General features: G+C 46.5%; 30 protein-coding genes and 1 tRNA gene. 14 read left to right on the top strand and 17 right to left on the bottom strand.

Translation table 11 applies throughout. From position 1 onward, the window contains the following. Positions 1–419 precede the first annotated feature (419 nt). Positions 420–1,118: a DUF3581 family protein gene (locus AR688_RS15485; protein WP_068235854.1), complete on the bottom strand. Its 699-nt coding sequence runs from the start codon at positions 1,116–1,118 to the stop codon at positions 420–422. A gap of 46 nt (positions 1,119–1,164) precedes the next feature. Next, positions 1,165–2,949, bottom strand: coding sequence for a GGDEF domain-containing protein (locus AR688_RS15480; protein WP_068235985.1), 1,785 nt, complete (start codon positions 2,947–2,949; stop codon positions 1,165–1,167). 172 nt (positions 2,950–3,121) lie between these two features. On the opposite strand from AR688_RS15480, the gene AR688_RS15475 reads away from it, so the two are divergent. Further along, complete coding sequence (locus AR688_RS15475; RefSeq protein ID WP_197412241.1) at positions 3,122–3,568, top strand: SulA-like leucine-rich domain-containing protein; 447 nt, start codon at positions 3,122–3,124, stop codon at positions 3,566–3,568. Between the two features lie 70 nt (positions 3,569–3,638). Further along, positions 3,639–4,112: a YchJ family protein gene (locus AR688_RS15470; RefSeq protein WP_068235849.1), complete on the top strand. Its 474-nt coding sequence runs from the start codon at positions 3,639–3,641 to the stop codon at positions 4,110–4,112. Between the two features lie 16 nt (positions 4,113–4,128). On the opposite strand, the gene AR688_RS15465 is transcribed toward AR688_RS15470, so the two are convergent. Continuing rightward, on the bottom strand, positions 4,129–4,605 hold the full coding sequence (locus AR688_RS15465) for a VC2046/SO_2500 family protein (RefSeq protein WP_068235844.1): 477 nt from the start codon (positions 4,603–4,605) through the stop codon (positions 4,129–4,131). A gap of 117 nt (positions 4,606–4,722) precedes the next feature. On the opposite strand from AR688_RS15465, the gene AR688_RS15460 reads away from it, so the two are divergent. Beyond that, positions 4,723–4,807 (top strand) — tRNA-Tyr (locus tag AR688_RS15460). 121 nt (positions 4,808–4,928) lie between these two features. After that, complete coding sequence (locus AR688_RS15455) at positions 4,929–6,560, top strand: response regulator (protein ID WP_068235843.1); 1,632 nt, start codon at positions 4,929–4,931, stop codon at positions 6,558–6,560. Here AR688_RS15455 and deoC read toward each other — a convergent pair whose 3' ends face one another. Both deoC and AR688_RS15445 read right to left on the bottom strand, forming a co-directional pair. Next, on the bottom strand, positions 6,561–7,286 hold the full coding sequence (gene deoC / locus AR688_RS15450) for a deoxyribose-phosphate aldolase (protein ID WP_068235842.1): 726 nt from the start codon (positions 7,284–7,286) through the stop codon (positions 6,561–6,563). A gap of 249 nt (positions 7,287–7,535) precedes the next feature. Then, complete coding sequence (locus tag AR688_RS15445; RefSeq protein WP_156420318.1) at positions 7,536–8,240, bottom strand: M48 family metallopeptidase; 705 nt, start codon at positions 8,238–8,240, stop codon at positions 7,536–7,538. 122 nt (positions 8,241–8,362) lie between these two features. Here AR688_RS15445 and xthA point away from each other — a divergent pair, with 122 nt between their 5' ends. Further along, on the top strand, positions 8,363–9,175 hold the full coding sequence (gene xthA, locus AR688_RS15440; RefSeq protein ID WP_068235838.1) for an exodeoxyribonuclease III: 813 nt from the start codon (positions 8,363–8,365) through the stop codon (positions 9,173–9,175). 19 nt (positions 9,176–9,194) lie between these two features. On the opposite strand, the gene yfbV is transcribed toward xthA, so the two are convergent. Continuing rightward, on the bottom strand, positions 9,195–9,641 hold the full coding sequence (yfbV, locus tag AR688_RS15435; protein WP_068235836.1) for a terminus macrodomain insulation protein YfbV: 447 nt from the start codon (positions 9,639–9,641) through the stop codon (positions 9,195–9,197). A 576-nt stretch (positions 9,642–10,217) separates the two neighbouring features. On the opposite strand from yfbV, the gene AR688_RS15430 reads away from it, so the two are divergent. Genes AR688_RS15430 through AR688_RS20730 form a run of 5 tightly spaced genes read left to right on the top strand, consistent with a single transcriptional unit; the run spans position 10,218 to position 13,088 of the window. Further along, the gene (locus AR688_RS15430; RefSeq protein ID WP_068235833.1) at positions 10,218–10,712 is read left to right on the top strand and encodes a PTS glucose transporter subunit IIA; all 495 of its coding nucleotides are present in this window, start codon (positions 10,218–10,220) and stop codon (positions 10,710–10,712) included. A 3-nt stretch (positions 10,713–10,715) separates the two neighbouring features. Continuing rightward, entirely contained in the window at positions 10,716–11,069 is a 354-nt protein-coding gene (locus AR688_RS15425) for an ArsC family reductase (protein ID WP_068235830.1), read from the top strand. Continuing rightward, positions 11,066–12,208, top strand: coding sequence for a succinyl-diaminopimelate desuccinylase (dapE, locus tag AR688_RS15420; RefSeq protein ID WP_068235829.1), 1,143 nt, complete (start codon positions 11,066–11,068; stop codon positions 12,206–12,208). Before AR688_RS15425 ends, dapE begins: the two co-directional genes overlap by 4 nt. After that, on the top strand, positions 12,205–12,891 hold the full coding sequence (locus tag AR688_RS15415; protein WP_068235828.1) for a M15 family metallopeptidase: 687 nt from the start codon (positions 12,205–12,207) through the stop codon (positions 12,889–12,891). The genes dapE and AR688_RS15415 overlap by 4 nt, the downstream gene beginning before the upstream one ends. Continuing rightward, positions 12,888–13,088 (top strand): DUF2897 family protein, encoded by a 201-nt coding sequence (locus AR688_RS20730; RefSeq protein ID WP_082694799.1) that lies wholly within the window; start codon positions 12,888–12,890, stop codon positions 13,086–13,088. Before AR688_RS15415 ends, AR688_RS20730 begins: the two co-directional genes overlap by 4 nt. Here AR688_RS20730 and yejK read toward each other — a convergent pair. Then, complete coding sequence (gene yejK, locus AR688_RS15410) at positions 13,039–14,085, bottom strand: nucleoid-associated protein YejK (protein WP_068235826.1); 1,047 nt, start codon at positions 14,083–14,085, stop codon at positions 13,039–13,041. The genes AR688_RS20730 and yejK overlap by 50 nt on opposite strands. A 70-nt stretch (positions 14,086–14,155) precedes the next feature. Between yejK and AR688_RS15405 the strand changes: the two genes are divergently transcribed. After that, on the top strand, positions 14,156–14,380 hold the full coding sequence (locus AR688_RS15405) for a DUF1414 domain-containing protein (RefSeq protein WP_068235823.1): 225 nt from the start codon (positions 14,156–14,158) through the stop codon (positions 14,378–14,380). Between the two features lie 6 nt (positions 14,381–14,386). Next, positions 14,387–15,901: a DUF3413 domain-containing protein gene (locus AR688_RS15400; protein WP_068235821.1), complete on the top strand. Its 1,515-nt coding sequence runs from the start codon at positions 14,387–14,389 to the stop codon at positions 15,899–15,901. Positions 15,902–15,912: 11 nt separating this feature from the next. Here the strand turns inward: AR688_RS15400 and AR688_RS15395 are convergent, their stop codons facing one another. Further along, positions 15,913–16,200: a hypothetical protein gene (locus tag AR688_RS15395; protein WP_068235817.1), complete on the bottom strand. Its 288-nt coding sequence runs from the start codon at positions 16,198–16,200 to the stop codon at positions 15,913–15,915. A 126-nt stretch (positions 16,201–16,326) separates the two neighbouring features. Here AR688_RS15395 and AR688_RS15390 point away from each other — a divergent pair, with 126 nt between their 5' ends. Then, positions 16,327–16,533, top strand: coding sequence for a DUF2061 domain-containing protein (locus tag AR688_RS15390; RefSeq protein WP_068235814.1), 207 nt, complete (start codon positions 16,327–16,329; stop codon positions 16,531–16,533). Between the two features lie 37 nt (positions 16,534–16,570). On the opposite strand, the gene rlmF is transcribed toward AR688_RS15390, so the two are convergent. After that, positions 16,571–17,488 carry a 23S rRNA (adenine(1618)-N(6))-methyltransferase RlmF gene (gene rlmF / locus AR688_RS15385; RefSeq protein ID WP_068235812.1) on the bottom strand — a complete coding sequence of 306 codons (918 nt, stop codon included), beginning with the start codon at positions 17,486–17,488 and terminating at the stop codon, positions 16,571–16,573. 137 nt (positions 17,489–17,625) lie between these two features. Between rlmF and AR688_RS15380 the strand changes: the two genes are divergently transcribed. Beyond that, the gene (locus tag AR688_RS15380) at positions 17,626–18,459 is read left to right on the top strand and encodes a CvfB family protein (protein ID WP_068235809.1); all 834 of its coding nucleotides are present in this window, start codon (positions 17,626–17,628) and stop codon (positions 18,457–18,459) included. A 32-nt stretch (positions 18,460–18,491) separates the two neighbouring features. Here the strand turns inward: AR688_RS15380 and AR688_RS15375 are convergent, their stop codons facing one another. The 8 genes from AR688_RS15375 to ihfA all read right to left on the bottom strand — a co-directional run bounded on the left by AR688_RS15375 (position 18,492) and on the right by ihfA (position 25,460). After that, positions 18,492–18,683, bottom strand: a complete 192-nt coding sequence (locus AR688_RS15375) for a CsbD family protein (RefSeq protein WP_068235808.1) — start codon at positions 18,681–18,683, stop codon at positions 18,492–18,494. 234 nt (positions 18,684–18,917) lie between these two features. Further along, complete coding sequence (locus tag AR688_RS15370) at positions 18,918–20,159, bottom strand: SAM-dependent methyltransferase (protein ID WP_068235806.1); 1,242 nt, start codon at positions 20,157–20,159, stop codon at positions 18,918–18,920. Continuing rightward, positions 20,156–20,920: a DUF1365 domain-containing protein gene (locus tag AR688_RS15365; protein ID WP_068235803.1), complete on the bottom strand. Its 765-nt coding sequence runs from the start codon at positions 20,918–20,920 to the stop codon at positions 20,156–20,158. The genes AR688_RS15370 and AR688_RS15365 overlap by 4 nt, the downstream gene beginning before the upstream one ends. Then, the gene (locus AR688_RS15360; RefSeq protein WP_068235801.1) at positions 20,920–22,176 is read right to left on the bottom strand and encodes an NAD(P)/FAD-dependent oxidoreductase; all 1,257 of its coding nucleotides are present in this window, start codon (positions 22,174–22,176) and stop codon (positions 20,920–20,922) included. Before AR688_RS15360 ends, AR688_RS15365 begins: the two co-directional genes overlap by 1 nt. 35 nt (positions 22,177–22,211) lie before the next feature. After that, a complete protein-coding gene (locus tag AR688_RS15355) occupies positions 22,212–22,655 on the bottom strand; it encodes a nuclear transport factor 2 family protein (RefSeq protein ID WP_068235798.1) in 444 nt (147 codons plus the stop codon). After that, on the bottom strand, positions 22,652–24,073 hold the full coding sequence (phrB, locus tag AR688_RS15350; RefSeq protein ID WP_068235795.1) for a deoxyribodipyrimidine photo-lyase: 1,422 nt from the start codon (positions 24,071–24,073) through the stop codon (positions 22,652–22,654). Before phrB ends, AR688_RS15355 begins: the two co-directional genes overlap by 4 nt. A 1-nt stretch (position 24,074) precedes the next feature. Next, the gene (locus AR688_RS15345; RefSeq protein WP_068235789.1) at positions 24,075–25,016 is read right to left on the bottom strand and encodes a YbgA family protein; all 942 of its coding nucleotides are present in this window, start codon (positions 25,014–25,016) and stop codon (positions 24,075–24,077) included. 147 nt (positions 25,017–25,163) lie between these two features. Next, positions 25,164–25,460 (bottom strand): integration host factor subunit alpha, encoded by a 297-nt coding sequence (ihfA, locus tag AR688_RS15340; RefSeq protein ID WP_068235786.1) that lies wholly within the window; start codon positions 25,458–25,460, stop codon positions 25,164–25,166.

Genomic DNA, 25,460 nt, shown 5'->3' with positions numbered 1-25,460 from the left:
AATCCATCATAAGTGCCCACACAGATGATTGATTGCGAATTGTTAAAGAGCGTGCTTTGAACTCTCAAAGCGGGAGGCGTATGTTACACTTCCCAGTTTTTAAGTCAAGCGTGACGATGATTCTTAATTCAAAAACACATCGTCACACCAGACTTGTTTACTCATTTCACCGTGTTAAACACCACCGTGAAGCGAGGGCGCCATTTTAGTGATTTAAGCCAGTCTGTCAAGCGTCTTTTTGAAAGATTTTTGCGAACCGTTTTAACTCACCCGAGACACCCAAACTGCAGCACCCGGCTGCGCGCCCCGCATGACATGGCGCGCATTATAGGACGTTTTTAAACTCCTGCAAGCGGTTATTTACGGAAAAAGCGTGACTGCTGATTAATTAGCCAAAACATGCTTTTCCCGTCTTTATATTAAGCAGCAACTTTACGACTATTATACTCAGCAACCATTTGCTGCATTTGTACATCATCGTATGGCATCAAATTACTCAGGATCATGCGCTTTTCACCTTTACCAATTAGTTCTCCCTGCTCAGTTAATGAGAACTCCAGTAAAGCATTACCACGTTTCCCCTCTATTGATAAAGAAGATGCTGTAAGGCACAAATCGACTTTCTGCTTTGGCAATCGGTTAAAACTCAACGCCATGCTCTCGTAGATCACAAGCGGGCGCTGCGGATTAATCATGACCTGATGCTTTTGCATCAACGGTAGTAAGATATGCGGGAAGTTCTGACCGGAGAATTTTACGTAGTCACGGATCAATGGCTCAATAACAGCTAAGTCATGCTGGCAAGCACCATTATGTTGCAAAGACAAGTAGGTTTTATCCTGACTATCACAAATCGTTATTAGGTTATCTTGCTCTTTACATTGCAGCGGTACATCAGCACCTACCATGCCGGAGAACTGGCAACTAAGGTGCTCAGTAATGCCATAACGGTTTAGCAAGTACGAAAACAACAAATCACCGGGTACACAAAACCGTTTCGCATCTTCATCATGGATGGGATTAAAGTCTGTTGCTACTTGTTTGGCGAACTCACTGGCCTGTTTACGGCTAAAACTAAAACCTGCGCTACTCTGGTTAACATACTTTTCTAACAACATCGGGGGCTGACTCTCTTACAGTATAAGCAGGTTATTCTACTCAAATTTAATGGGGTAATGGTCCAGCCAGTACCGAAACAGCTGTGGCGGGGCCTCTGCGACGCGAAACAAATATACCTCCAGCCGGCAACTTTTTCGCCTCTGCTTTTGCCGCTGCCGCTATCGCAGCCACATCATGATGACACAAACACAATGTGGGATCGGGTAATACTACTCCTATCGATAATGTCAGCAAAGGATAAAAGCAGATATCACCAGAGCGGCTTACCGCACTAAGGCCCCCTGCTTCTACGTGGCTCGCATCGTAATAATGCACGATGCGCTGATTAAAATCCTGCACTATCTGCTGGCAGGCAGTTTGCCAATTGTCACTGGTAAAGATAATAATGAAATCATCACCACCAACATGCCCAACAAAATTGCCGGACCCCGCTACCACCTGGCAAATTATTTCACCCAGTAGCTGTAACACTAAATCCCCTCTGCTGTAGCCATATATATCATTGTATGGCTTAAAATGATTTAAATCTGCATAGGCCAGCGTAAAATGCCTGTGCTGGCTTAATAAGCGGTCTACTTCCTGATAAATCGGTACATTTCCCGGTAGTAAAGTTAATGGGTTGGCATAACGGGCATGTTGTAACTTTCGTTCTGTAATTTTTTTCAGTAATAGCCGCACTGAGCCAATACCGGCATAACGCTGTGCTGAGGTAATAATAAAAAACCAGTTATTATCACCATCCTCATTACTTGTTACCAACTGACTGACATCGTCCAGGCTAGTATGCTCATCCACCACTACCGGGTTTACTGCCATAAGGCGCTTTATCGGCTTTTTTTCATACAATGCCCGGCCATATGGCATAGCAAACATTGCTAATAGCTGGGCCCGGTTTATCATTCCTACCGGGATGCCTGACTCAACAACAGCCAGGCCAGCCCAATCAGGATTATTACTGAATAATTGCATAACTTCGCCCGCCGACACCCCACTTTCTACCGCAGGTAAAAACTGCACAATAGCCGATACTTTTTCCGCTGCCGCGGTGTAAGGTTGCTTCTGTTTAACCAGTAAATATCGTCCAGGCGGTGAAGACTCAATTTTTGCAGCTGGCCGTCCGAGCAAAAAGCCCTGACCATAATCAGCGCCGAGCTCCTGACAAAGTAACAATTCCTCTTGTGTTTCAATACCTTCTGCAACAATTTTTGAGCCAGTTGCATTTGCCAATGCCACTATATTTTGCACAAAAGCTCGTTTGGTCGGGTCGGTATGAAGTTGGCTGATAAAATAGCGGTCAATTTTAACAATATCCGGTTTTAATTCAGACCACAGCTTCAAGCCGGAAAAACCGCTGCCTAAATCATCAATCGCGATAGAGAAGCCAAGCTCACGGTAATGGTTTACGGCTTTTATTAACACACTTGGATCTTCAACCTGATATTGCTCTGAAATTTCAATAACAACCCGAGACGGATCAAGTTCGACTTGCTGCAATAGCCTGTTTGTCAGCCCGGAGGGATGATCTGATGTTAGTAATAACAACGGGTTGACGTTCAGAAATAGTAAGCCAGGCATCTTTGCTCTGGCAAAAGCCTCGATACTTATCTGTCGGCACAGCATCTCAAGCGGTTCCAGCATTCCACACATCAGTGCCGCTTTAAATAACAGTAAAGGAGAATGTAACGGGCTGTTCGAGGGGCCCCTTATCAAGGCTTCATAACCCAGTACTTCTGTAGATGACAGATTGAAAATAGGCTGAAAAAGCGGGGTCAGTGCGCGCTGCCGGATAAGGTGCGACAACTCAGTACAATAATTCGGGTTAATCGTCATAACTACAACCGATATAAGCAACTGCGGCAAAAGGTTAATACCACTGTATGACAACTGCATGACATGGCGTTGGTTTTATGACAGTAAAAAAACGGCTAAAACGCTTGCTTTTTACACAGCAAGCAAATACTGTATATCCATACACTGTATAAATAGACATGTAGGGGTAGATATGTACAACCGTCCGGTTAACCAGCAATTTTATAGTCATGCAGCAACCGCTTACGCCGATAGCCGCCTGCTGAAAATACATTCAGTAACCGATAGTGAAGCCGCTGCAGCTAATGACTCGCATCACACTTTACTGCAGCTGATTCAGCAACATCAACATCAGCAAGGATGGATTTTGTTAATAGCACCGTCGCATATACCGCACAAAGCGTGGGCAGAGCAGCATCAATTATCTTTTCACAATGTTTTGGTTGTGCATCAGAAACAAATCAGAGATCTCAATGCGACTATCCAGCAAGCATTGGCATCATCGAGCTGTAAAGTCGTCATCAACTTTGCCCGGATGCTGGACCCACAACAGCTTGACGGCTGTCGTAAACTGGCTGTCACGCATAACACCTGGTTTTATCAATGCGAGCAACTGCAACAGGAGCGCATTACCCATTAATGCATTTTAAATTCGCACGACAAAGATGCTAAGATCTGGCCTTTCCAACAAACAGGTAAAGCAGATTAACATGCAGTGTTACTGTGGTTCAGCTAAAGAATTCAGTTTATGTTGCTTGCCACTGATATCCGGACAGGCAAAAGCAGAACACTGCGAGCAATTAATGCGCTCACGTTATAGTGCTTATTGCCATCGTAATATCCATTACTTGCATCAGACTTACCATCCATCAAAACAGGCGACAAATTCTCTTGCGTCACTCGCCGTTTTTGCCGATAGCAGTCATTTTGTCAAACTGACTATTCTGTCTTCAGAGCAAACAGCTACTGAAGGCTACATTAATTTCAGTGTCCGCTATATACAGCAAAGTACATTGTACGAGTTTACCGAACGCTCCCGCTTTGTATACGACAAAGCCTGGTACTACATTGACGGTATATTAGATGATAAAGCGCCGGTAAAAATTGGCCGCAATGAGCTGTGCCCTTGTGGTAGCGCTAAGAAGCTTAAGCACTGTGTTGTGCACCGTCTATCGGGTAACTAACAGCTTTATTTAATAATTACGCAGCCTCAACGCCATGTATTTGCTGTAAGACTTCATAAAGATCAGCCGGGCTTGCCTGTGGTTTTTCAGGCGTGGTGTGTTGCAGTCTCCTGCGGCTATGCAAACTCAAATTTTGCCATACATCATCTGCTATTCGTTGTTTATCATCATACCGGGCTAAAGGTGGCGGGTTAAGATAAGCAGCCAGCTTTAACTGAGCTAAACTGCCCTGTGCAAAGGCCTCACTATGGCGCAGCATCTGCACTACATCGTCTTCTGTTTGTGCATAGCTACGCGGTGGAGCAACACCAAGCTGCTGATACAGATTTGATGGCGCACTTTGCTGCAGGGCATCCGGAGTAAAAAACTGGGCAGACTCATCCACCGCCGGTGATAACAATGCAATATACAAAGCAAAGTCTGTGCGCTGAGCATTTTGCAAAGCGCAATTTAGTTTTACATCAAGTTGCCATTCGCTAATTACCATCGACATTTTGCGCAGTTATACCGGTTTTATTTTACTCTTGCTGTATTTATCGGCAGTCAGACAAAAAAGTTTAGTAAATGCCTTTACATCAAAAGTCAGTTTGATAATATGCCGTCCACTCGTGGAGGGGTTCCCGAGTGGCCAAAGGGATCAGACTGTAAATCTGCCGGCACTGCCTTCGAAGGTTCGAATCCTTCCCCCTCCACCATTTTCCTGCTTTAACGCTTTAAAACTTCATATCTCTTTATACTTCCATATTAATTCTCTTGCTAATCACCTTGTTATTTCCGACACTTAACTGAATTTAGCTTTAAGTTTAAGTGGTGCTGATGAATAACAAGACGCTTGAGAATCAGCGGATATTAATCGTTGACGATCAACGGGCTTTTCAATTGATGTTTAAAGGCATCCTGTACTCTATGGGGGCAACTAATGTTGCATTTGCCCCTACTGGTGAACAGGCGCTGGCCAAGTGCGCTAATGTGAATTACGACATCCTGTTTGTTGATTACCACTTAGGTGTAGGGAAAAACGGCAAGCAGTTACTTGAAGATCTGCGGGAAAAAAAACTGCTTGGACCACACAGTATTTTTATGTTGGTTACCGGCGAAAACACCGTGCCCATGGTGATGAGCGCTGTAGAGTTAGAGCCTGACGACTACCTGGTAAAACCATTTTCACAAAATGTATTGCGTAGCAGAATTCAGCGGATAAAAAGGAAAAAAACGCAACTGGCCGGGGTTTATCAGGCTTTGTTCGATGAACAGGCAGAACAGGTGGTAACGCTGTGCCAACAAGAGATAGGCACCGAAGGCCGCTATCAGCAATTCTGTAAACGCGTGCTGGTAGAAAATCTGATTAAGCTCAACCATCTTGATGACGCTGAATATATATTACAGGAAACGCTGTCACAGCGGCGCAGTGGCTGGGCGCTATTGTTGCAGGCTAAAGTGTACTATCGGCAGGACCGTTTTGAAGACAGTATGGTGCTATGTCAGGAAGCTATTGAGAACAACCGCTATTTTGCCGAAGCTTATGATATTCAGGCGCAGAATTATCGCGCCATGGGCGAGATAGATAGTGCTTTTAGCAGCATTCAGGCAGCCGCGGAAATAGCACCGTACAGTATGCAGCGTCAGTACCTTGTAATGGAGATAGCCCGCGATTTAAATAATATTCCCCAACAGGTTCTTGCCAGTAAGCAGCTATATGAGATCACCCGCCGCTCAATAAAACAAGATATTATCCATTTACTTAACTATATCCGTACCGTTACTGAAGCCGCAGTAAGAGCCGACGAGCCAGCCATTCGTAACCGCTACTTGCAAGAGGTGTCACTTGCTTTACAAAGAGTTAAGCGTGATGAAATGATGACCAGAGAAATCAACTTCGATTTGTTTGAAGCTCTGTGCCAGGCCAGGCTGGAATCATTAAACGGCGCCCAGTACCAAGCTAAAAAAACCTATGCCGCGGTATCTGAAGAACTACACGATCAGCATCAGATTTTACCTGATGCCATTTTTTTACTGAACCAGATTGGCGAATATGAACAAGCGGCAACGCTGCAAAAGCTGTTGCCGGCAGAATTGATGGCTAACCCGGTGCTGAATTCACTATTCGGTGATCAACAACATTTTGTTGATCAAAAACAGCTGCAGTTTGGCGAGCTGAATAAAGCGGGTATCAAGAGCTATAAAGAGGGTAATTTTACCGGTGCGGTCAGACAATTTGAAGCCGCTCTTGAAGTAGCGCCAATGAACACCGGCAGTGCTTTAAATCTTATCCAAGCATCCATTCAGCTGTTAAACAGTCAACAACGACACAAATCAAGAGAGTTATTTGAGCGCTGCAAAAAAACATTCCGCGTTGTCGACAATATGCCATTACCAGAGCATCACCGCGTACGTTATAAAGAGCTTTTACAGCAATTTGATAAATTACGCGATGAATTCAGGCGCTGATTATTGTGGCAAAATGTGTTGTGCCACGTCGTTAGCCAGCGCACTGGCTCCAATACGCATACCTGAGTTTGTGGCGATCCGACCAGTAATATCCTCATACAACTGCACCAGCTCAAATGCCTGCGCAATACTGCGTACACCGCCTGAAGCTTTAAAGCCAACGGGCCGGTTTGCTGCCGCTATTACTGTAAGGATGATACGGGCCGCTTCAATAGTAACCCCAGTGGCGACTTTACCCGTTGAGGTTTTGACAAAATCAGCGCCCCCTTCTATTACCAGTTCAGTCGCTTTGGTAACTTGCTGAGCCGTAACCAGCTCACCGGATTCAATAATCACTTTTAAGCAAGTGTTGTCACAAGCCTGGCGTATATCGTATAAAAAACTTTTAACTAAACCATGCTCGCCACGCAGCAGGGCTTTATAAGGCAATACACAATCAATTTCTGTTGCGCCTGCCATTTTGGCTTGCTGAATTTGCTCACATACGATATCCGCCGCTAAATCTGCGCCAGGAAAGTTAACCACCGTTGCAATCTCAGTCTGCCGTGCCCGCTGCGACCATTGTTGCAAAGGGGCTAAAAATTGTGGATATACACAGTAAGCTGCAGGCGTCAGTGCAGGTATGGTTTGCAGCCACTGGTTAAAACCCTGTTCTGTTTCATCATCTTGCAAACGGGTAATGTCTAATAATTTTGCCAGTTGTTGCAGGCGTAGCAGGTTTGTCATAGCTCAAGTCCAGTTACAAAGCAGCGATATCAGCTGTCTGTTTGTTATAATCACACCACACTGTTGATGCCGCGGAGCTTAAACCAAATGCATATAAAAATGCAAAACGCTGTCATGAAAAATAATTGAAAATAATTTTGAATCTTTTGCCAGGAGCCAGGTCCTATTTACCAGTAGTAGCTAAGTGATACTTTTTCTCTCCTGTTTCGATGTCCTAGTGTTTGCGCCGGTCTTGTACCGGCGCTTTTTTTATAACTCCAGCAAATGCTGATTGTGTCTCAGCCAGGCTTTAGCGTCCTCCGCTTGCGGATAATACTCGTCTACTAATTGCCAAAAACGCGCCGAGTGGTTCAGATGTTTAAGATGAGCCAGCTCATGCACTACAACGTAATCCGCTACCCAATCGGGTGCCATCATCAAACGCCAGTTAAATCCCAACTCTGAGGTGCTTTTGCAGTACCCCCATTTTGTCCGCCAACTGCCAATCAATATATTGCCAGAGCGTACATTCATCTTGTTCTGCCAATATAGTACCCGCTGTGTAAACCAGCTAAACGCTTGTTGTTGATACCATTTTTGTAACAACGTTAGCAGCACCTTTTGATAGCGTTGCGGTTGCACACGGGATGACACAATAACAGTAAGGTTATCTTCACTGTACAGCACTACTGATTTTCCACCCCGCTGCCGGGTTAATGCCAGTGTCGTACCAAGCAGCGGCAATTGTTGCTCTGCCAACCATTGGGGCTTGGTTTGCAGTTCAACTCGCTGCAGATGCTTTAATACCCACGGCTGCTTCTGTAGCACCAGAGTTTTAATCTCTGCCAGGCTGTAACCAAGTGGCGCACGCACTGTCAGCTGGCCCTGCTTAACCTGTAGGACCACGCTACGCCTTCTTGAGCTGTAATGCACGGCATAGCTAAATTGCTCGGTTTCTATCATTAACGCTGACAATCTTTACTCCGTACCGGGTTTCTGACTTATGTCTATCGCGCCGCCATTGTGCCACAGCATCGGATAAAGTGTTATTATCCTGCCACTTCGCCGCATTAAACAGATTAAGGGCCAATATCAACATGAAAATTATTTCCTTCAATATCAATGGAATTCGTGCAAGGTTGCATCAACTGCAGGCGCTTATCGACAAGCATCAACCCGATATTATTGGCCTGCAGGAAATTAAAGTTCATGATGACGAATTTCCCATGGCAGATGTACAGGCAATGGGCTATCACGTTTATCACTTTGGCCAGAAAGGCCATTATGGTGTGGCCATTCTGAGTAAACAACCCGCTACTAAAATGCAGTATGGCTTTCCTACTGACGAAGCTGATGCTCAGCGCCGTATGTTGATCGGTAGTTTTACCCTTGCAGACGGTGCGCCTCTGACCGTACTGAATGGTTATTTTCCGCAAGGCGAAAACCGTGATCATCCGGTTAAATTCCCGGCAAAGACCAAGTTCTATGCCGATTTACAACGTTATCTTACCGAACACCATACCCCGGATGAGCATCTGGCCATTATTGGTGACATCAATATATCGCCAATTGACCTGGACATTGGTATAGGCGAAGCGAATGCCAAGCGTTGGCTGCGCGAGGGTAAAACCTCGTTCTTGCCTGAAGAGCGGGCCTGGCTGCAGCAACTTAAAGACTGGGGCTTAATTGATACTTTCCGTGCGTTGCACCCGGAAACAGATGCGCAGTACAGCTGGTTTGATTATCGCTCTAAAGGTTTTGATGATAACCGCGGCCTGCGTATTGATGTCGTTATGGCTACCGCCCCCCTTGCGCAGCGTTGCACTGAAAGCAGCATTGACTATGAATTGCGTGGTATAGAGCGACCTTCAGATCACGCTCCGGTGTGGTCAGTATTTAGCGAAGAATAGCGGTAATATAAAGCAGTGGTTACAACCACTGCTTTATAAAAGTTTTGTCCAACTGCTGGTAGGCTTTTTTCAATAATGCCGCCAGATCTTTGTATCGCCCGGGCTGCGAAACGGGCGCCAGCTCTACTCCGTGCTGCTGCATTTGGTGCCGTACCTGCTGGTACCAGGATGCAATTGAAGGCGGTAGCTGCGTTTCAGCACGCACGCCAAGCCAATACCAGCCTTGCAAAGGTAGCGATACTAAAAACAGCATCATGGCCAGAATTTGTGGCAAAAACGCTGCCCCCAGATAACTGTATTGTACAGCCGCACACAGTAACGCTAAGCCTGGCAAATATCGCCCTGTTAGCGACGTTAGTAAAATAACCTTGTTTTCAATAAACAAGCTATTAAGCTCAGCTCGGGCAGGCCATATCTTGCTGTACTCGCGCCCGGCGCGTAAGGTTGTATAAAGCGGATACTGCATTACCACCTCCTACTAAAAAGCAATAGCTGAACGATAGCATAAAACCGGTGTATTTACCCCTGACAATATCCCTGTAGTATTTTTGTTGTGTAACAGCACGGATACAGTCATCGCAAAATATGCACTTTACTCAGGTAAAACCGGCTTATTCATTTAAGGAAAACTAATATTTCAACCAGATTTAGCCACTGTGCCATTATGAAACTGACTTTTTAGCAGCATTAGCGCTGCCTTTTGCTTAAACACAAACTAACAAAAAATATGCCATAATGTTTAGTCTTTTAGTTACATAAACTTAGGCAAGTTAAACAGCGTTACGCACAAAGTTATCCACAAAATCTGTGGACAACACCACCCTATATAGCACAACAAAACTACGACTGTTGTCAGGTTATTTGCCAGCGAAAATAATGATTTCATGAAAAAATAATACTAAGTTCGTTAAAATGTCATATTTAACGTATTCACCACCATCGCTATTTCGTTCTACAGTGCACGCCATGATACGAATTCATTGAGTAATCAGGTTGGTTTGCATTAGGATAATGCCACTGCTCTGTTTTAGGACCTCCACTGTTGTTAAACTGGTTAACGCAATTAAGCGAGATGCAAGGTGTTGCGGTAAAAAGCCCCGCCTGCGGTATGCTGTTACCCATAAGCGCACACCCAGATCGGCTGTATAACAGTGGCATTCTGCAGCAGGCGTTATGCATTAAGTTACAGCAGGGCACCGTGGTGGCGCCTTTTAACAGCCTGTATCAGTGCAGCCTGAACGGCCGGCGCCGGCTGAGTTTTAAACATAGCAGTGGCCTGACGCTGCAACTGGATTTACCCTCAAGCGTCATGGCTGGTTTGGGCCAGGGCATTGAGTATCTGGCAAATTCAGGCCAACAACTTAGCGCAGGCCAACCGGTATTAAAGCTAGATCCTTATTATCTGCAAGCTGAGCAGGGCTGTTATGCAGCATTGATGGTTTTACCCCACCCTGCTATCGAGGCGATATTTTCTATGCAGCGTTATGTTACCGCGGCGACAGATACCGCCATAATTATTCAGTTAAAGAACAAGTAAAATATGACTACGCTATACGGCATTAAAAATTGCGACACCATCAAAAAAGCACGTAGCTGGCTGGAACAGCAGCAAATTCCTTATCAATTTATTGACTATCGCGTTGATGGTTTAACAGCAGAGCAGTTGCAAACCTTCGCAGCACATTGCGGTTGGCAAAACCTGCTTAATACACGGGGCACAACCTACCGTCAGTTACCTCAGAGCGATAAAGAGGATCTAACAGAGCAAAAGGCACTGGCACTGATGCTCGCGCAACCGGCCATGATTAAACGCCCATTACTGGTGCACAATGGCGAACATTATTTGGGCTTTAAACCTGCCGATTATCAACATATTTTTGGACTTAAAACATGACCGCTGTAAGCGCCGTAGTGGCATTAACACAAGACTTAATTTCGCGCCCCTCAGTTACACCAGACGATGCCGGTTGCCAGCAACTGATGGCAGCGCGTTTAGCCGCTGTGGGTTTTAATATTGAAGTTATGCATTTTGACGACACGTTAAACATGTGGGCCCGCCGTGGTAACGACAAACCGGTATTTTGTTTTGCTGGCCACACTGACGTAGTACCGACAGGGCCGGTTGGACAATGGCACACCCCGCCGTTTGAACCAACCATTATTGGCGACACGCTGTATGGCCGCGGCGCTGCGGATATGAAAGGCAGCCTGGCAGCGATGATAGTGGCCACTGAGCGGTTTTTGCAGCGCTATCCGACGCCGAAATTCGATCTGGCTTACCTGATTACCAGCGATGAAGAAGGCCCTTTTATCAACGGCACCAAACGTGTAATTGAAACCCTGGAAGCACGTAACGAAAAAATAAGCTGGTGCATTGTGGGTGAGCCATCCAGCAGCCAAAAAGCCGGTGATGTGGTTAAAAATGGCCGGCGCGGTTCATTAACCGGCCATCTTACGGTAAAAGGTATTCAGGGCCATGTTGCCTACCCTCAACTGGCAGACAACCCTGTACACAAAGCCGCCCCAGCATTAGCGGAGCTAGCAGCAGAGCAATGGGACAACGGTAATGCTTATTTTCCGGCAACCAGTTTTCAAATTGCCAATATTAATGCCGGCACCGGCGCGTCAAACGTGATCCCGGGTGAGCTAAAAGTTATGTTTAACTTCCGCTACAGCACCCAAAGCAGCGCAGAGCAACTGCAGCAACGTGTTATCGCACTGCTGGACAAACACGGTTTGAACTATGATCTGGACTGGACACTAAACGGCCTGCCATTTTTAACTGACAGCGGCAGCCTGGTGGCGGCTACCGTCAAAGCAATTTATCAGGTACAAGGCTTTGAAACCCGACTGGAAACCACCGGAGGCACTTCAGACGGCCGCTTTATCGCCCCCACTGGCGCCCAGGTAGTTGAACTTGGTCCCTGCAATGCTACCATTCATAAAATTAATGAATGTGTGTCAGTAACTGATTTGGAGCAACTGGCCAAAATGTACGAAGCCGTACTGGAACAGCTTGAATTAAGCTTATGATTGACTGCAGCAACGATATTCTGACTGGCCTGAGCGAGCAGCACCTGCTAACGCGTTCAGACGGTTTTATGCTGCATAAAGCTGTTGCGCAGCCCTTTAGCGCATTATGTACAGCAGCGAAAGCCGCTGGCATTGAGATAAAAATTGTTTCTGCTTTTCGCTCTTACCAGCGCCAGGCGGCTATTTGGCAGGCAAAGTTAGCGGGCAACAGGCCTGTTTACGATCAGGATGGGCAAGTAATTGATATCAGCAGCTTAACCGGCAAAGCTAAACTCGATGCGGTACTGCTGTATTCTGCATTGCCCGGAGCCAGCCGCCATCACTGGGGCACAGAGCTTGATATATATGATGCTGGCGCAGTGCCACCAGACTACAAACCGCAACTTGAGCCGGCAGAATATGGCCCGAATGGCCCATTTTACCGCCTACAGCAGTGGCTAAGCGTATATGCGGCTGAGTTTGGCTTTTTTCTGCCCTACCGCGAGTTTCAGGGAGGAGTTGCCGCCGAACCCTGGCACCTAAGCTACCAACCGCTGGCCAGCGTCTATCTGGCTAACTTTAATGCCGATATATTGCGTCAATGCCTGATACAACATCCACTGGCGGAGCAGCAACTGGTGTTAACTCACCTCGACGCTATTTTCAACCGCTATGTCGCTAATATTTGCCTGGCAGAGCTATGAACTGGCCGCTGTTTTGGGCGTTGATCCTGGCCTTTGGCGTGGTTATCAGCAACCTTTTGCTGATAAAACACGCGGCAAAGTTAAAGATGCCCTCATCACCAAAACAGGCAGAGGGCAATAAAGATAACGTTACCAAGCAGCATAACACTACTCTGCGGAACCCTGTTCACGATCAAACGCCGAATAGCCCTGAATAAAGCGCTGTAACTGATCGCGCAGGTTTGGTGGTGTGCCTTTAATCAAAATCGTATCACTGTGTGGATCATACTGCACTCTGTCGCCAAGCAACTTCTGCTCGAAACTTAACGATAAGCCCGCCCCCTGCCCGGCAAATTTAATCAGCTTTTTCAGCTCCTTTACCTCAACCGGAAACTGATCAGCCACTTCAAGCTGTTGCTCCTGACAATAGCGCAAGAAGCCTTGCTGCTCCTGTTCATCAATAACTGCCGACAACTCTGTTAGCACCACATCCTGCCCGGCTTTGGCTCGTTCTTCGCAGTAGCTGAACACTTGTTTACGGGCATCCGTTTTTTCATTACTGTCAAACTCGGCAGCGCTAAAATACTCTTCTACCGAGGCCAACACCACTTTACTGTTAACCCGGGCATCTGTGCCTTCTTCACAGCCTAAAAAATCCAGAAAAAAATCAGCTACTTTACGCCCGGCCCGGCCACGGATAAAACTAATGTACTTGCCCTGCTCCGGTGAACTTTTATACTCGGTCAGATCGATCCGTGCCGCCAGTTGCATGCGGGCTATATCCAGATGGCGTGATGTTGCCAGCTCTAAATCATCACTTAATGAGAAGTGATCTTTACTACCTAACAAGCAATACAGCAGATAATCACTGGCCAGATAGCGGTAATGACAAATCAGCAAATAACCGCTTTCCGGCAACTGATGCGCCTGCAGTTGTTGCTCCAGCGCAGCGGTAGAGATATTAGCAAGCACGAGAAAGTCTGAGGTTTGCTTTTGCCAGTCATTCAGTACTGTCATAACCTGCGGGTCTTTATCGGCGTTAAAAGCCGCATAGCCTTTGGCGGGTTTACCGTTGTACGCCAGATGTAACTGTTCAACCAAATGCGCTACCGCCGCCGTAGGTGTAACCAGAGATGGCCGGTAGTGCGCTTTACTCTGCGTTTGTTCATCCAGCTCAAGGTAATTTATCGCCAACTGCTGCACATCTACTGACATAATTTTTCCTGTTTAAAATGAATTCTGTTACTATTCTAACTGTTTAAACCACATGACTTGCGGATAATTCATGCCAATTGTATCAAAGTATTCCACCACCCAGATTGAAAAACTGGTAAATCAGTTACTGGACGTACTGCATAACGAAAAAGCCACCACAGAACTCAGCCTGATGTGCCTGGGTAATGCCATTAGCCATGTTGTTAACAGCAGCGTACCGGCCGCTCAGCGCCAAACCGTTGTGGCACACTTTAATCAGGCATTAACTGATGCCGTAAATACTAAAGTGAACTAAGCGCTTATGGTGCTGGAAAATAATCTGTCACTGGTAAAAAAAGTAAACCGCCTGCTTAACTGGGGCCATTGGTTCAGTTTTTTTAATATTCTGCTGGCACTGGCTGTTACGTCCGCTTACTGGTTAGCCGAGCCTTCTCCGGTTTCCGTATTGGGTTGGTTGTATCTGCTGTTAAACTGGATTGGTCACACCGCTTTTTTATGCTTTATGTTTTTTATCCTGACTATTTTTCCGGTGTCGCTGGTATTCCCATATCAGCGCCATGTCCGCGGGCTGGCTGCTATATTGGCCACCACTGCGTTGGTTGTGCTGATTTTCGATGCCTATGTCTATGCCAGCCTTGGTTATCATATCGGCAGTGCGTCAATTGAACAGGCTACAGAGCTGCTGCGCCAGCAAATTGTAACCAACTTACGTAATTTTGTACTGATCGTACTGGCAGTTGGTACTTTGCTGCTGGCTGTTGAGCTGACACTCAGCAACTACTGCTGGAAAAAAGTAGAACGTTTAAAGCAATCTGGTATTACGCGGCCGTTATTTACGCTTTTTATCGGCAGTTTTATGCTAAGCCATCTGCTACACATCTATGCAGATGCTAACCTGAAGTACGACGTCACCAAACAGGACAATGTACTGCCACTATCTTACCCGGCCACCGCAAAAACCTTTCTGGCCCGTTACCAGCTGGTAGATTTAAACAACCGTGCCCTGGTTCAGCTGGATAAACTCAGCCTGCCAAATCAGTTTATTCATCAGGCGCTGGAATGCCGCGCGGATCATGCCGGTGCGTCAACCCTGTTGCTGGTTACCAGCAACTTTAGCGAACAGCTGAAAAGCTCTGCTGCCAGCCGGGGCTTAAGGCCGCTGGAGCAGCATTTTGCACCGCGCGCTGAAAATGAAGCTTTACTAAACTTACTGTATGGTAAGTTTATGATAGATAACCAAACAGAGCAGCAGCTGCTGGCAGAGCCGGGCTGGCTAGGTCAGCTTTCTTCCGCCAATATCAGCATCAACCGCAGCGCTGATACTGAAGTTATAGGCCTGCCCTGGCTACAAACCGGCGTTTCCGGTCAGTTTGCTATTTTATTTGATGACGCTCCAGATTTGCGTTGGGAAGAATATCAGCAGTACAGCAATATCGTGCTGATGAACATTACCGGCAGCCATAATCAGTTTAATCTGGCGCCCGCTCACGTCTGGTCAAACTGGGCTGCTTTGCGCCAGTTACAGCCGCACCAGGTAACCCAGCATCTGGACTGGCTACCTACCTTATTAGCCCAGGCTGGCTGCAGCGCTCATGGCAGCTGGCTGGGTGACAATCTGCTTAAACCGCGCTCATTACCTAAACTTAATATCAGCGGTCAGGAAATTATCAGCTTTAAAAAGGACAAGATGGTAATACTGCGTGCCGATGGCAGTTACGGTGTCTGGTCTGCCGGTACACTGCTGCCGTTAAACGATAAACTTGATTTGCCCATGCTAATTGATGCGTTAAAGCGGATCGAAACACCTGAGCATTAACTCTCTCCTCTTTAATGCACTGTTTGCGCAGGCCGCCTGGCTGGCCTGCCAGCCAGCTCTAACTCTGCCAGATGCAATATATTGGTTAATGCAATAGGCACTACCGGCTGAGAAAATCGCTCCAGATAAGCCACCTCAGCCTCTTTTAGCATCTGTTGACATAACTGGTCGTACATACTAAAGCCGTCATATGCTAAAGGCTCGTTTAATTCAGCCAGTTTTAACTCGCGCTGGCGGCGCATAAACCAATGCAGTAGAAACTCAAACTGTTTTACCTCTAACCATTGTCGCCAGTCCATACCTATCTCCGGTAAGCTTGTTACAACATCATTGATAAAAGCGATTAGCTTAAATCAGTTTATTCACTTTAAACAATATTAAGAATCGCTATCATTTAACCTATAGCGATTACAGAGGATATCACCATGACTAAGACCATCACTTTTGCTGTTATGCATTTTACCATTGCTTTTGCCGTTACTTACCTGATCACTGGCAGCTTTGTGCTGGGTGGCCTGATCGCGGTAGTAGAGCCCGCTGTAAATACCGTCGGTTACTTCTTCCATGAAAAAATCTGGCAAAAACTGCGCAATACTGAACCGGCTGGTAAAAAAGTAGAGTGTATAAACTAACCTGCCTGCCGTTAGCAGTAATACATTAAACTATAGATTACCACTGAGTTTGTTGCTGTGGTGTCAGAAAGCTCCAGGCAAGAATACGGCTGACTTTTTGCCCCTGGCGCATCTCTATCACTTCAGATTGCACAGCGCCAACACTGCGTAGCAGTTTTTTCAGTATGCTCACATGCTTTTGCTGTGATACCAAAGTACTGAACCAGGATACCTGCTGTTTAAACAGCTGGCTTTCAGTAATCATCTGGCTGATAAATTTAAGCTCTCCGCCTTCGCACCACAACTCATGCTGTTGTCCGGCAAAGTTGCGCTGATGTCCCTGACCGGCTTTACCAAGATTAGCCCATTTTCTGCTACTGGCCGCTTCAGCTTCTGCTGAAGATACAAAAAACGGCGGATTGCACATGGTCAGATGAAACCGCTGGTCGCTTTTAATTATCCCACTGAAAATTGCCTTTGCCTCATGCTGCTGCACAATATTAATATGCGATTTAAGCGCCGGGTTAGCCGCAACAATAAGTGCTGCGGCTTTCACTGCTACTGCATCAATATCTGTACCACACACCTGCCAGCCGTAGCTCTGGCTGGCGATAACCGGATAAATAACATTGGCTCCGGTGCCAATATCAAGCAATTTAATTTGTTTGCCCTTTGGTAGCTCGTTATAGCTGCGCGCCAATAAATCTGCCAGATAATGCACATAGTCGGCCCGGCCCGGAATAGGCGGGCACAAATAGCCCGGTGGTAACTGCCAGTACTTCACCTGATAATATTTTGCCAGTAAAGCCTGATTAAGCAGCAACACAGCCTGGCTGTCAGTAAAGTCGATGGTGGGCTCTGCCGACGGATTCAACCGCACATAAGCTTCAAGTTGCGGTAAAGTTGCAATCAGCGCGGCAAAGTCGTAGCGCCCCTGATGAAGATTGCGAGGATGAAGTAACTGTTGTGACGACACTTTATGACAGAGCCTGTATCAGGAAAAATTGCGCTAAGTTTATCATGCTATGGCTAATATGAAGCAGTGCTGCAAAAAAACCGCTACAATAGCCGCCATTGTAATCTGCCCGCTCAGGGCAAACTTTTGGATACTGCATGCTGGCTCTTGGAAAAGTTAACCGTTTAACGGTAAAAAAACAGGTTAAATTTGGCTTTTATCTGGATGGTTTAAGCTGGGGTGAAATTCTGCTGCCCAATAATGTGGCGCCGGCGGGCCTGGAGATTGGCCAGCAACTGGATGTATTTTTGTATCTGGACTCAGAAGATCAGCTTATCGCTACAACTGAACAACCGAAAATTAAAGTCGGTGAAGTGGCCCAGCTACAGGTTATTGCCACCACTAAAGTGGGCGCTTTTGTTAATTGGGGCCTGAAAAAAGATCTATTGGTGCCTTTCAGTGAGCAGCAAATTCCGCTAAAAGAAGGCAATAAATACCTGCTGTATTGTTATGTCGACAACAGCAACCGCATCGTTGCCTCCAGCAAACTTGACCGCCACTTACACAAAACCACACCTGAATATAACCCTGGTGATAAAATCGACATTATTGTCAGCGAACAAACTGACATTGGCTATAAAGCTATCGTAAATCATCAGCACTGGGGCGTATTGTACAAAAACGAGGTATTTAAACCGCTGCGCCGGGGCGAAAAAATGCAGGCTTTTATTGTTAAAGTACGCGACGATGGCAAAATTGACCTGCGCTTAAACGCTACCACTTACAAGCAAGCACTGGAACTTACTGAGCAGGTACTGAAAAAACTGCAACAAAACGGTGGCAAGCTGGCATTAACAGATAAAAGTTCACCCGAGCTGATTTACGCTACCTTTGGCGTTAGCAAAAAAGCCTACAAGCAAGCTATTGGTACTTTATATAAAGATAAGAAAATTGTTATTCTGGAAGCAGGTATCATTCTGGTAAACAGTTAAAAGGGCCATACGGCCCTTTTAATCTGGTGGCATTATTCTCTGAAGCGCTTAAACTCGTCTTCGGCTTCTTCGCGGGTCATGCCATAATGCTCTTGCATTTTGCCACAGAACTTTTCAAAGCGGCCATTTACTTCTGCCAGATCATCGTCAGTTAACTTGCCCCATTTTTCTTTAACAGAGCCTTTAACCTGACGCCATTTGCCTTCTGCAATATCACTATTCATAATCTTGCTCCACTGTTAGTTAGATACTAAACACTGCAAATACGTTTTAATTACTCAGTCACGTATTGCAGTAGCAACATTAGTAAAGCAAGGCATATACCACAAATAAAAATAAAAATAACACTATATTTTTCATAGTGTTATTTTTAGCTTAGAGCGAATTGTTAAATTATATTTAATAAACGTAAGTAGCTTTTACCGGTGTCATTGCAACTTTTTCCGAAATATAAACCGTTAAGCACTGCGGTTTTGCGGTTTGGATAAAACTAAATGCACGGCGCTGGTGGCGCGCTCTCTAAAACCGCCCTCACAGTAGCAAAGATAAAAGTGCCATAGCCGGACAAAGTTATCGTCATACCCCAGCTGATGTACCTTATCGCGGGCGTGCATAAAATTATCGCACCAGTCTCTTAACGTACGGGCGTAATCAAAACCAATATCCTGCAGATGGCGCACAACCAGATCAGTTTTGCGGCCAATGGCATCTGTCATCCGGCTGACCGAAGGTAAACAACCACCGGGAAACACATAACGCTTAATAAAATCTACCTCACGCACGTATTGGCTGTAGCGCTGATCAACGATGGTAATAGCCTGTAGCACCATTAAACCGTCTGGTTTAAGCAGGCTGGCGCATTTTTCAAAATAGGTATCCAGATAGTCTTCGCCCACCGCTTCTATCATTTCTATCGACACTAACTTGTCATACTGGCCTGTCAGATCGCGGTAATCATTCAGCAACAGGGTTATTTGCTGCTGCAGCCCCAATGCCTCAATACGGGCCTTGGCGTAGTCGTACTGCTGCTGTGATATGGTAGTAGTGGTAACTTTGCAGCCATAGTGCTGCGCGGCAAATATCGCCATGCTGCCCCAGCCAGTGCCGATTTCAATCAGATGATCGTCAGGCTTTAACTGTAACTTTTCACAGATCATTTGCAGTTTGTGCTGCTGTGCCTGGGCCAGATCGGCTGCAGCATCAGGATAAACGGCGCTGGAATACATCATGCTACTGTCTAAAAACAGCCGGTACATGTCGTTACCAAGATCATAATGTGCCGCGATATTTTTTCTGGCTTGCTGTTTTGAATTACGGTTACGCCAGTTCAGTAGTTTTAACAGCGGACGGCCTAATCGGGTTATGGCTGAATCTAGCTTATCCAGAGTGGCAAGGTTAAGAGCAAAAATACGTACCAAAGCCGTTAAGTTGTCACAGCGCCACCAACCGTAAATATAAGCTTCACCACCGCCAACTGAGCCGGCCATTACCATTTTCTGGTAAAAACCCGGGTCGACAACGGTAATAACCGTTTTTAATTCGGCGTGCTCATCACCAAAGCGCAAGCGCTGGTTGCCTTCTACAACGGTAATATCGCCATGTTTTAACTGGCTGATAAAGTCCAGCGCAAATTTGCGGCATAAGCGGTCAAACCAGCTCAGATTATCAAACACTGAAGCTTCAGTAAGGCTCATGGTCATGCATTTGTATCCTTCGTCTTGGGGTGGGCATGCACAGGTACTCTTTTAAAATAAAGTTTAACGGCATGCCAGTATATTCGTAGTACTACCTGTACGTTTTGCCATGGCTGGCGGATCAGCCATTTTCGCCGCCAGGCAGCGCTGAGCTCATGCCGGGTTAACGTGATCCAGGCACTGAAAATTTGTTTCTCTGCCTCAGTATTGCGAATGCTGCAATGTAAATGCTGAGCCGGAGTGCTGATTTGCCAATGGTATTGCATATTCATTGGATGAAATGGTGATACGTGAAACGCTTTCTCGTGCACAAAATGATGCAAACCGTCATCCAAAGCATGCAGCGGCATAGTCTGCAAATAATAATGACGCTCATTCCAGGGCGTATTGGTTACTTCGGCCAACAAATAGCAAAAATGATCTTGTTCATCATAGCAGTAGTAAAGTGTTAACGGGCTGAAATACAGCCCCCAATTAGCCAGTGGCGTCAATATATACACTTTTGCCGGTGTAGTGGTGCCACCAAGCTCAGCGACTTTGCTACATACTGCGCTGTGTACACTGCCGCTGCCTGGCAGATAATCCTTGCGCCGAAAGCTCAGCGCGCCGAAGCGTTCAAACGCAATACCACAGGCTTGCAATGAGGTTTTATCCAGCATGTTGCAATCAAGCCAGTAATGCGCCAGCGGGTAGCTAAAGCCATACTCGCGCGGGGATACGCGCAAATGCCCTACTTCGCCCTGATATACCGCATGGCCAGAGTGCATTAATAATCCACACCTAACAACGCAGCAACCTCTACCGCGCTTCTGGCACCGTCTTCATGAAAGCCGTTATGCCAGTAGGCACCGCAATAATAGGTCTGATGATGGCCATTGATTTTATGCCGCTGCAGCTGTGCGGCCAGAGTGTAATGGTTGTATACCGGATGATCGTACTGGAAAACACGGATAATTTTAGCCGGATCAATAGCCTGAGTATTATTCAGCGTGACACAAAACGTGACCGGTGCACTGATCCCTTGCAGTAAATTCATGTTGTAGGTAAGCGTAGCGCGATCATTTACATTAGCATCCAGATTATAATTCCAGGCAGCCCAGGCACGCTCCCGTTTGGGTAGTAAGCGGGTGTCAGTATGCAGCACCACTTCGTTCTGCTGGTAAGCAATACCGCCTAATACTGCACGCTCTTGTTCTGTGGCGTTATCACCCAGCAAACGTAGCGCCTGGTCACTGTGGCAGGCAAGTATCAACTTGTCGTAGTGCTCAGTGCGCCCATCAGCAAAGCTTAGTGTTACGCCGTGTTCATCGCGCGAAACAGCACTAATCTGTTGCTGTAGTTTTACCTTGTCATGCCCCAGTTTTGCCAGTAGAGCCTGTACATAACTTCTGGAACCCCCTTTAATGACTGACCACTGCGGCCTGTCAGTAATATTTAGCAAACCATGATTATTAAAAAACCGCAGAAAAAAACGTACCGGAAAGGCCGGCATATCCGCCAAACCTGCCGACCAGATCGCAGCGCCCATTGGCATTAAATAGTTGTCACGGATACCGTTATCAAAATCATGTTTCAGCAAAAAGTCTCCCAGCGCTAAATTCAGATCAGCATCATCAGTTGCCAGCAAGCGCTTACCCAGTTTATTAAAACGCATAATGTCACTAAGCATTAGCCAGAATGATGGCCGCAACACATTGCGGCGCTGGGCAAATAAACTGGCCAGGGTGTTACCGTTGTATTCCAGATCCTGCGCACTGTTTTTTACTGAAAAGCTCATTGTGGTGTGCTCAAACTCTACACCGAGCTCAGCGATAAAACGGTTAAATATTGGGTAAGTCCAGTTATTGAACACAATAAAACCAGTATCAATAGCATACGACTTACCCGCAACTTCAACGTCTGTTGTTGCTGTGTGACCACCAAGGTAATCGTTAGCTTCCAGTAGCGTTACATCATGCTTTTGCTGCAACAGATACCACGCCATCATGCCCGAAATACCACCACCCACTACCGCTATACGCATACTGCTCCCTTATACCACTCTATCTTTTGGCTAAATTACTGCCCGTTGGCCATACGTTGTTTTACTTTAGTGGTTAACCAGCCAATAACCGGTAAGTGCTGAAACACCATTTCGCTTAAATCGTAGTAATCGCGGTGATAAATAATCAGCCCGTCCTGCCAGCGTAATACACTGCAACCGTGCACTATTATGGTTTTACCTTTACCAATTGCCGGGTGGCTAAACTGCATCTGCCAGCTGAGAAAGCCCTGCTCACCGTGCTCCATTTGCTGCAAGCCAGTAAATTCGCAGTGCTGCAAACGGGCGTAGGCATGATCAAAATACTCTGTCAGCGCGTTGCGGCCATGTAGCTCATGTACCGGGTCGATAAAGCTGACGTCAGCATGATACAACTGCTGCAATTTCTGCATATTCTGGCTGGACAAACCATTATAAAACGCCAAAAATTGTTCAATGCGTGGAGCTGCTGCAGTATTCATGCTTTTTTCTTTACCTCTGCAAAAAGCGCTAATGTGTGTTTACGTGCTGCACCGTGGTCAACAACCGGCGCCGGATAACCGTTAGCAATCCCAGCCCCATGTGGCCAATGTACAGCTTTACCTTGCAGCTTACTTAGCTGTGGCACATAGAAACGGATAAAGTCACCCTTTGGATCAAACTTTTCACTCTGGCTGACCGGATTAAAAATACGGAAATAAGGCGCAGCATCGGTACCGGTAGAAGCAGCCCATTGCCAGCCGCCATTATTGGCCGCAAAGTCACCGTCAATCAGCTTTGACATAAAGTATCGCTCGCCCCAGCGCCAGTCGATGTGCAGATCTTTTACCAGAAAGCTGGCCGTGATCATGCGCAGGCGGTTATGCATCCAGCCGGTTTGGTTTAACTGGCGCATCGCCGCATCAACAATCGGATACCCGGTCATACCATCACACCAGGCTTTAAACAGCGAAGAGTTGTTACTCCAGCGAATAGCGGCGGTTTCAGCCTGAAATGGCTGATGTTTTATTAAATCGGGATAAGCCAGCAAAATGTGTTTATAAAACTCACGCCAGATAAGCTCAGACAACCAGACTTCCGCACCGCTTTTATCCTGCTGCCAGCTGTCGGCGGCTTCCAGTTGCAAACGTGCAATGCACTGTGCGGCAGAAACAACACCTATTGCCAGATAAGCCGACAGTTTTGAAGTACCTTCTATGGCTGGAAAATCACGGGCTGTTTGATAGTCTTTCACTTTTTCGCGGCAAAAAGCACGCATTAGCTGCAATACGTCATGCTCTGCTACCGGCCACTCTGCAGAGCTGTTATCGCCGGCTTTTAACGGCGGAAAATCCGGCAGCTTAAGTTCAACTTGCGCCACTGGTTTAGGCCGGGCGTAACAGCTGACGCCGTGCTGCTTTAACTGCGCCAGCCAGCTGCGCTTAAATGGGGTAAACACCTTGTAGATATCACCCTGCTGAGTGCGTACAGAACCCGGTGGCATAATGCACTGCGTATCAAAGCGGATAAACTGGCCATTTAATGCCAGCACAGCTTGCTCAACCGCGTTATCACGCTGCTGCTCGCGCAGTTCATATTCACTTTGCCCAAATACTTTTAATAAAAAATGTTGCCCCAGCTGATTAAACACAGCGGGTATTTGCTGGTAACTGCTACCCTCTACGGCTAATAAAGGGATATTAAGCGTTGCCAGTTCTTGTTGTAGTTGCTTAACACGCCGGCGAATAAGATCCTGCTTAATTGGCGCCATATCATGTAATTGCCAGGTTTTTAGCGTGGCAATATACAAAGCAATAACCCCGGCACCGGTTCTGGCGGCATCTTCTGTTGCACTGCTAAGCACTGCATTATCAAAACTACGTAAATCGTTACGTAACCAAACCACATTCAACTGCTGCATATCAGGCCCTCAGCCCAAGGTTTTCAGGATAAGGTGAAAAGTACCGCTGGGCGCTGATATAAGCATTAGGGAATTGCTTTAAATGATGCTGCAACAAGGTCAGTGGTGCCATTAGCGGCACAAAGCCCTGGCGGTAGCGATGGATCAGCTCAGACAGCTCTTGCTTCGCTTCTGCCGTTAAACCATGTTTTAAAAAGCCCTGCAAATGCTGCAGCACATTGGTATGTTGCTTACGGGTAGCGATATTCTTCAGTGCCTGCATTAAATCCTGCAGATAACGCTGTTGTAATTCCTGCGCTGAAAACAGTTTAGCCTGGGCAACCAGCCGGCCCAATTCGCGGTATGCCACCGGGCTATGCGCCATAACCAGAAATTTATAGCGGCTGTGAAATGCCACCAGCTTACCGACAGAAAAACCGTCTTGCATACTCTGCTGATAGTCGTAGCAGCTAAATACGCGGCAGATAAAATTTTCTTTTAGTGCGGCATCAAATAAACGGCCATCTTCTTCTACCGGCAACCAGGGATAGTGCTGCATCAATTGGCGGGTATAAAGGCCTACCCCCAGCTTGCCAAGCTGCTGGCCTGCAGCATCAAATAACCTTACCCGCTCCATGCCACAACTGGGTGATTTGGCACAGACGATATAACCACAAAAATCTGCTAACTCAGGCAGCTTTTTCGCGGTAAAGTCCAGCATGGCAGCGGTATGGTCAATGTTGCTGTTATTACTTTGCACCAGATGCACATTTTGCCCGTCGTCTAACTGCAGCCTGATTGCCGGACGCGGGGAGCTCATGCCAATAGCCATTTCCGGGCATATTGCTACATATTCAACTAAAGGTGCCAGTTGCTGTAAACAAAAAGCCGATGCTTTATGTCCGCCATCGTAGCGCACTTTATCACCCAGCACGCAGGCACTGATCCCTACTTTTATCGTCATAATATTACCGTTTAATTCAAGCCAATATTAATTACAGCAGGCGAAACAATTTGGATCGGAAAATTTTAGCCGCGCAGTGTTACATGCATAAAAAAACGGCAAGTTGCCTGCGCAACTTGCCGCTTTGTTATTCACAATAACAATAACTTATTTTTTACTGGTGCCAACCTCAACACGGGACTTTAACTTTTGTCCCGGCCGAAAAGTCACGACACAACGGGCAGAAATAGGAATATCCTCACCCGTTTTTGGATTACGGCCAGGGCGCTGATTTTTAACCCGCAGGTCAAAATTGCCAAAGCCTGATAACTTAACCTGATCCCCCGCTTCCAGAGCTGCGCGGATCTCTTCAAAAAAAGCTTCCACTATTAATTTGGCATCGCGTTTGCTAACACCAAATTTTGTAAACAGACGTTCTGCTAAATCGGCTTTGGTAAGCGCCAT

Origin of the sequence: Rheinheimera sp. EpRS3 (genome assembly GCF_001513785.1) — a bacterium.
Classification (GTDB): domain Bacteria; phylum Pseudomonadota; class Gammaproteobacteria; order Enterobacterales; family Alteromonadaceae; genus Alishewanella.
The sequence above is the reverse complement of the archived record's forward strand: the minus strand, read 5'-3'. Positions and strand labels throughout refer to the sequence as shown.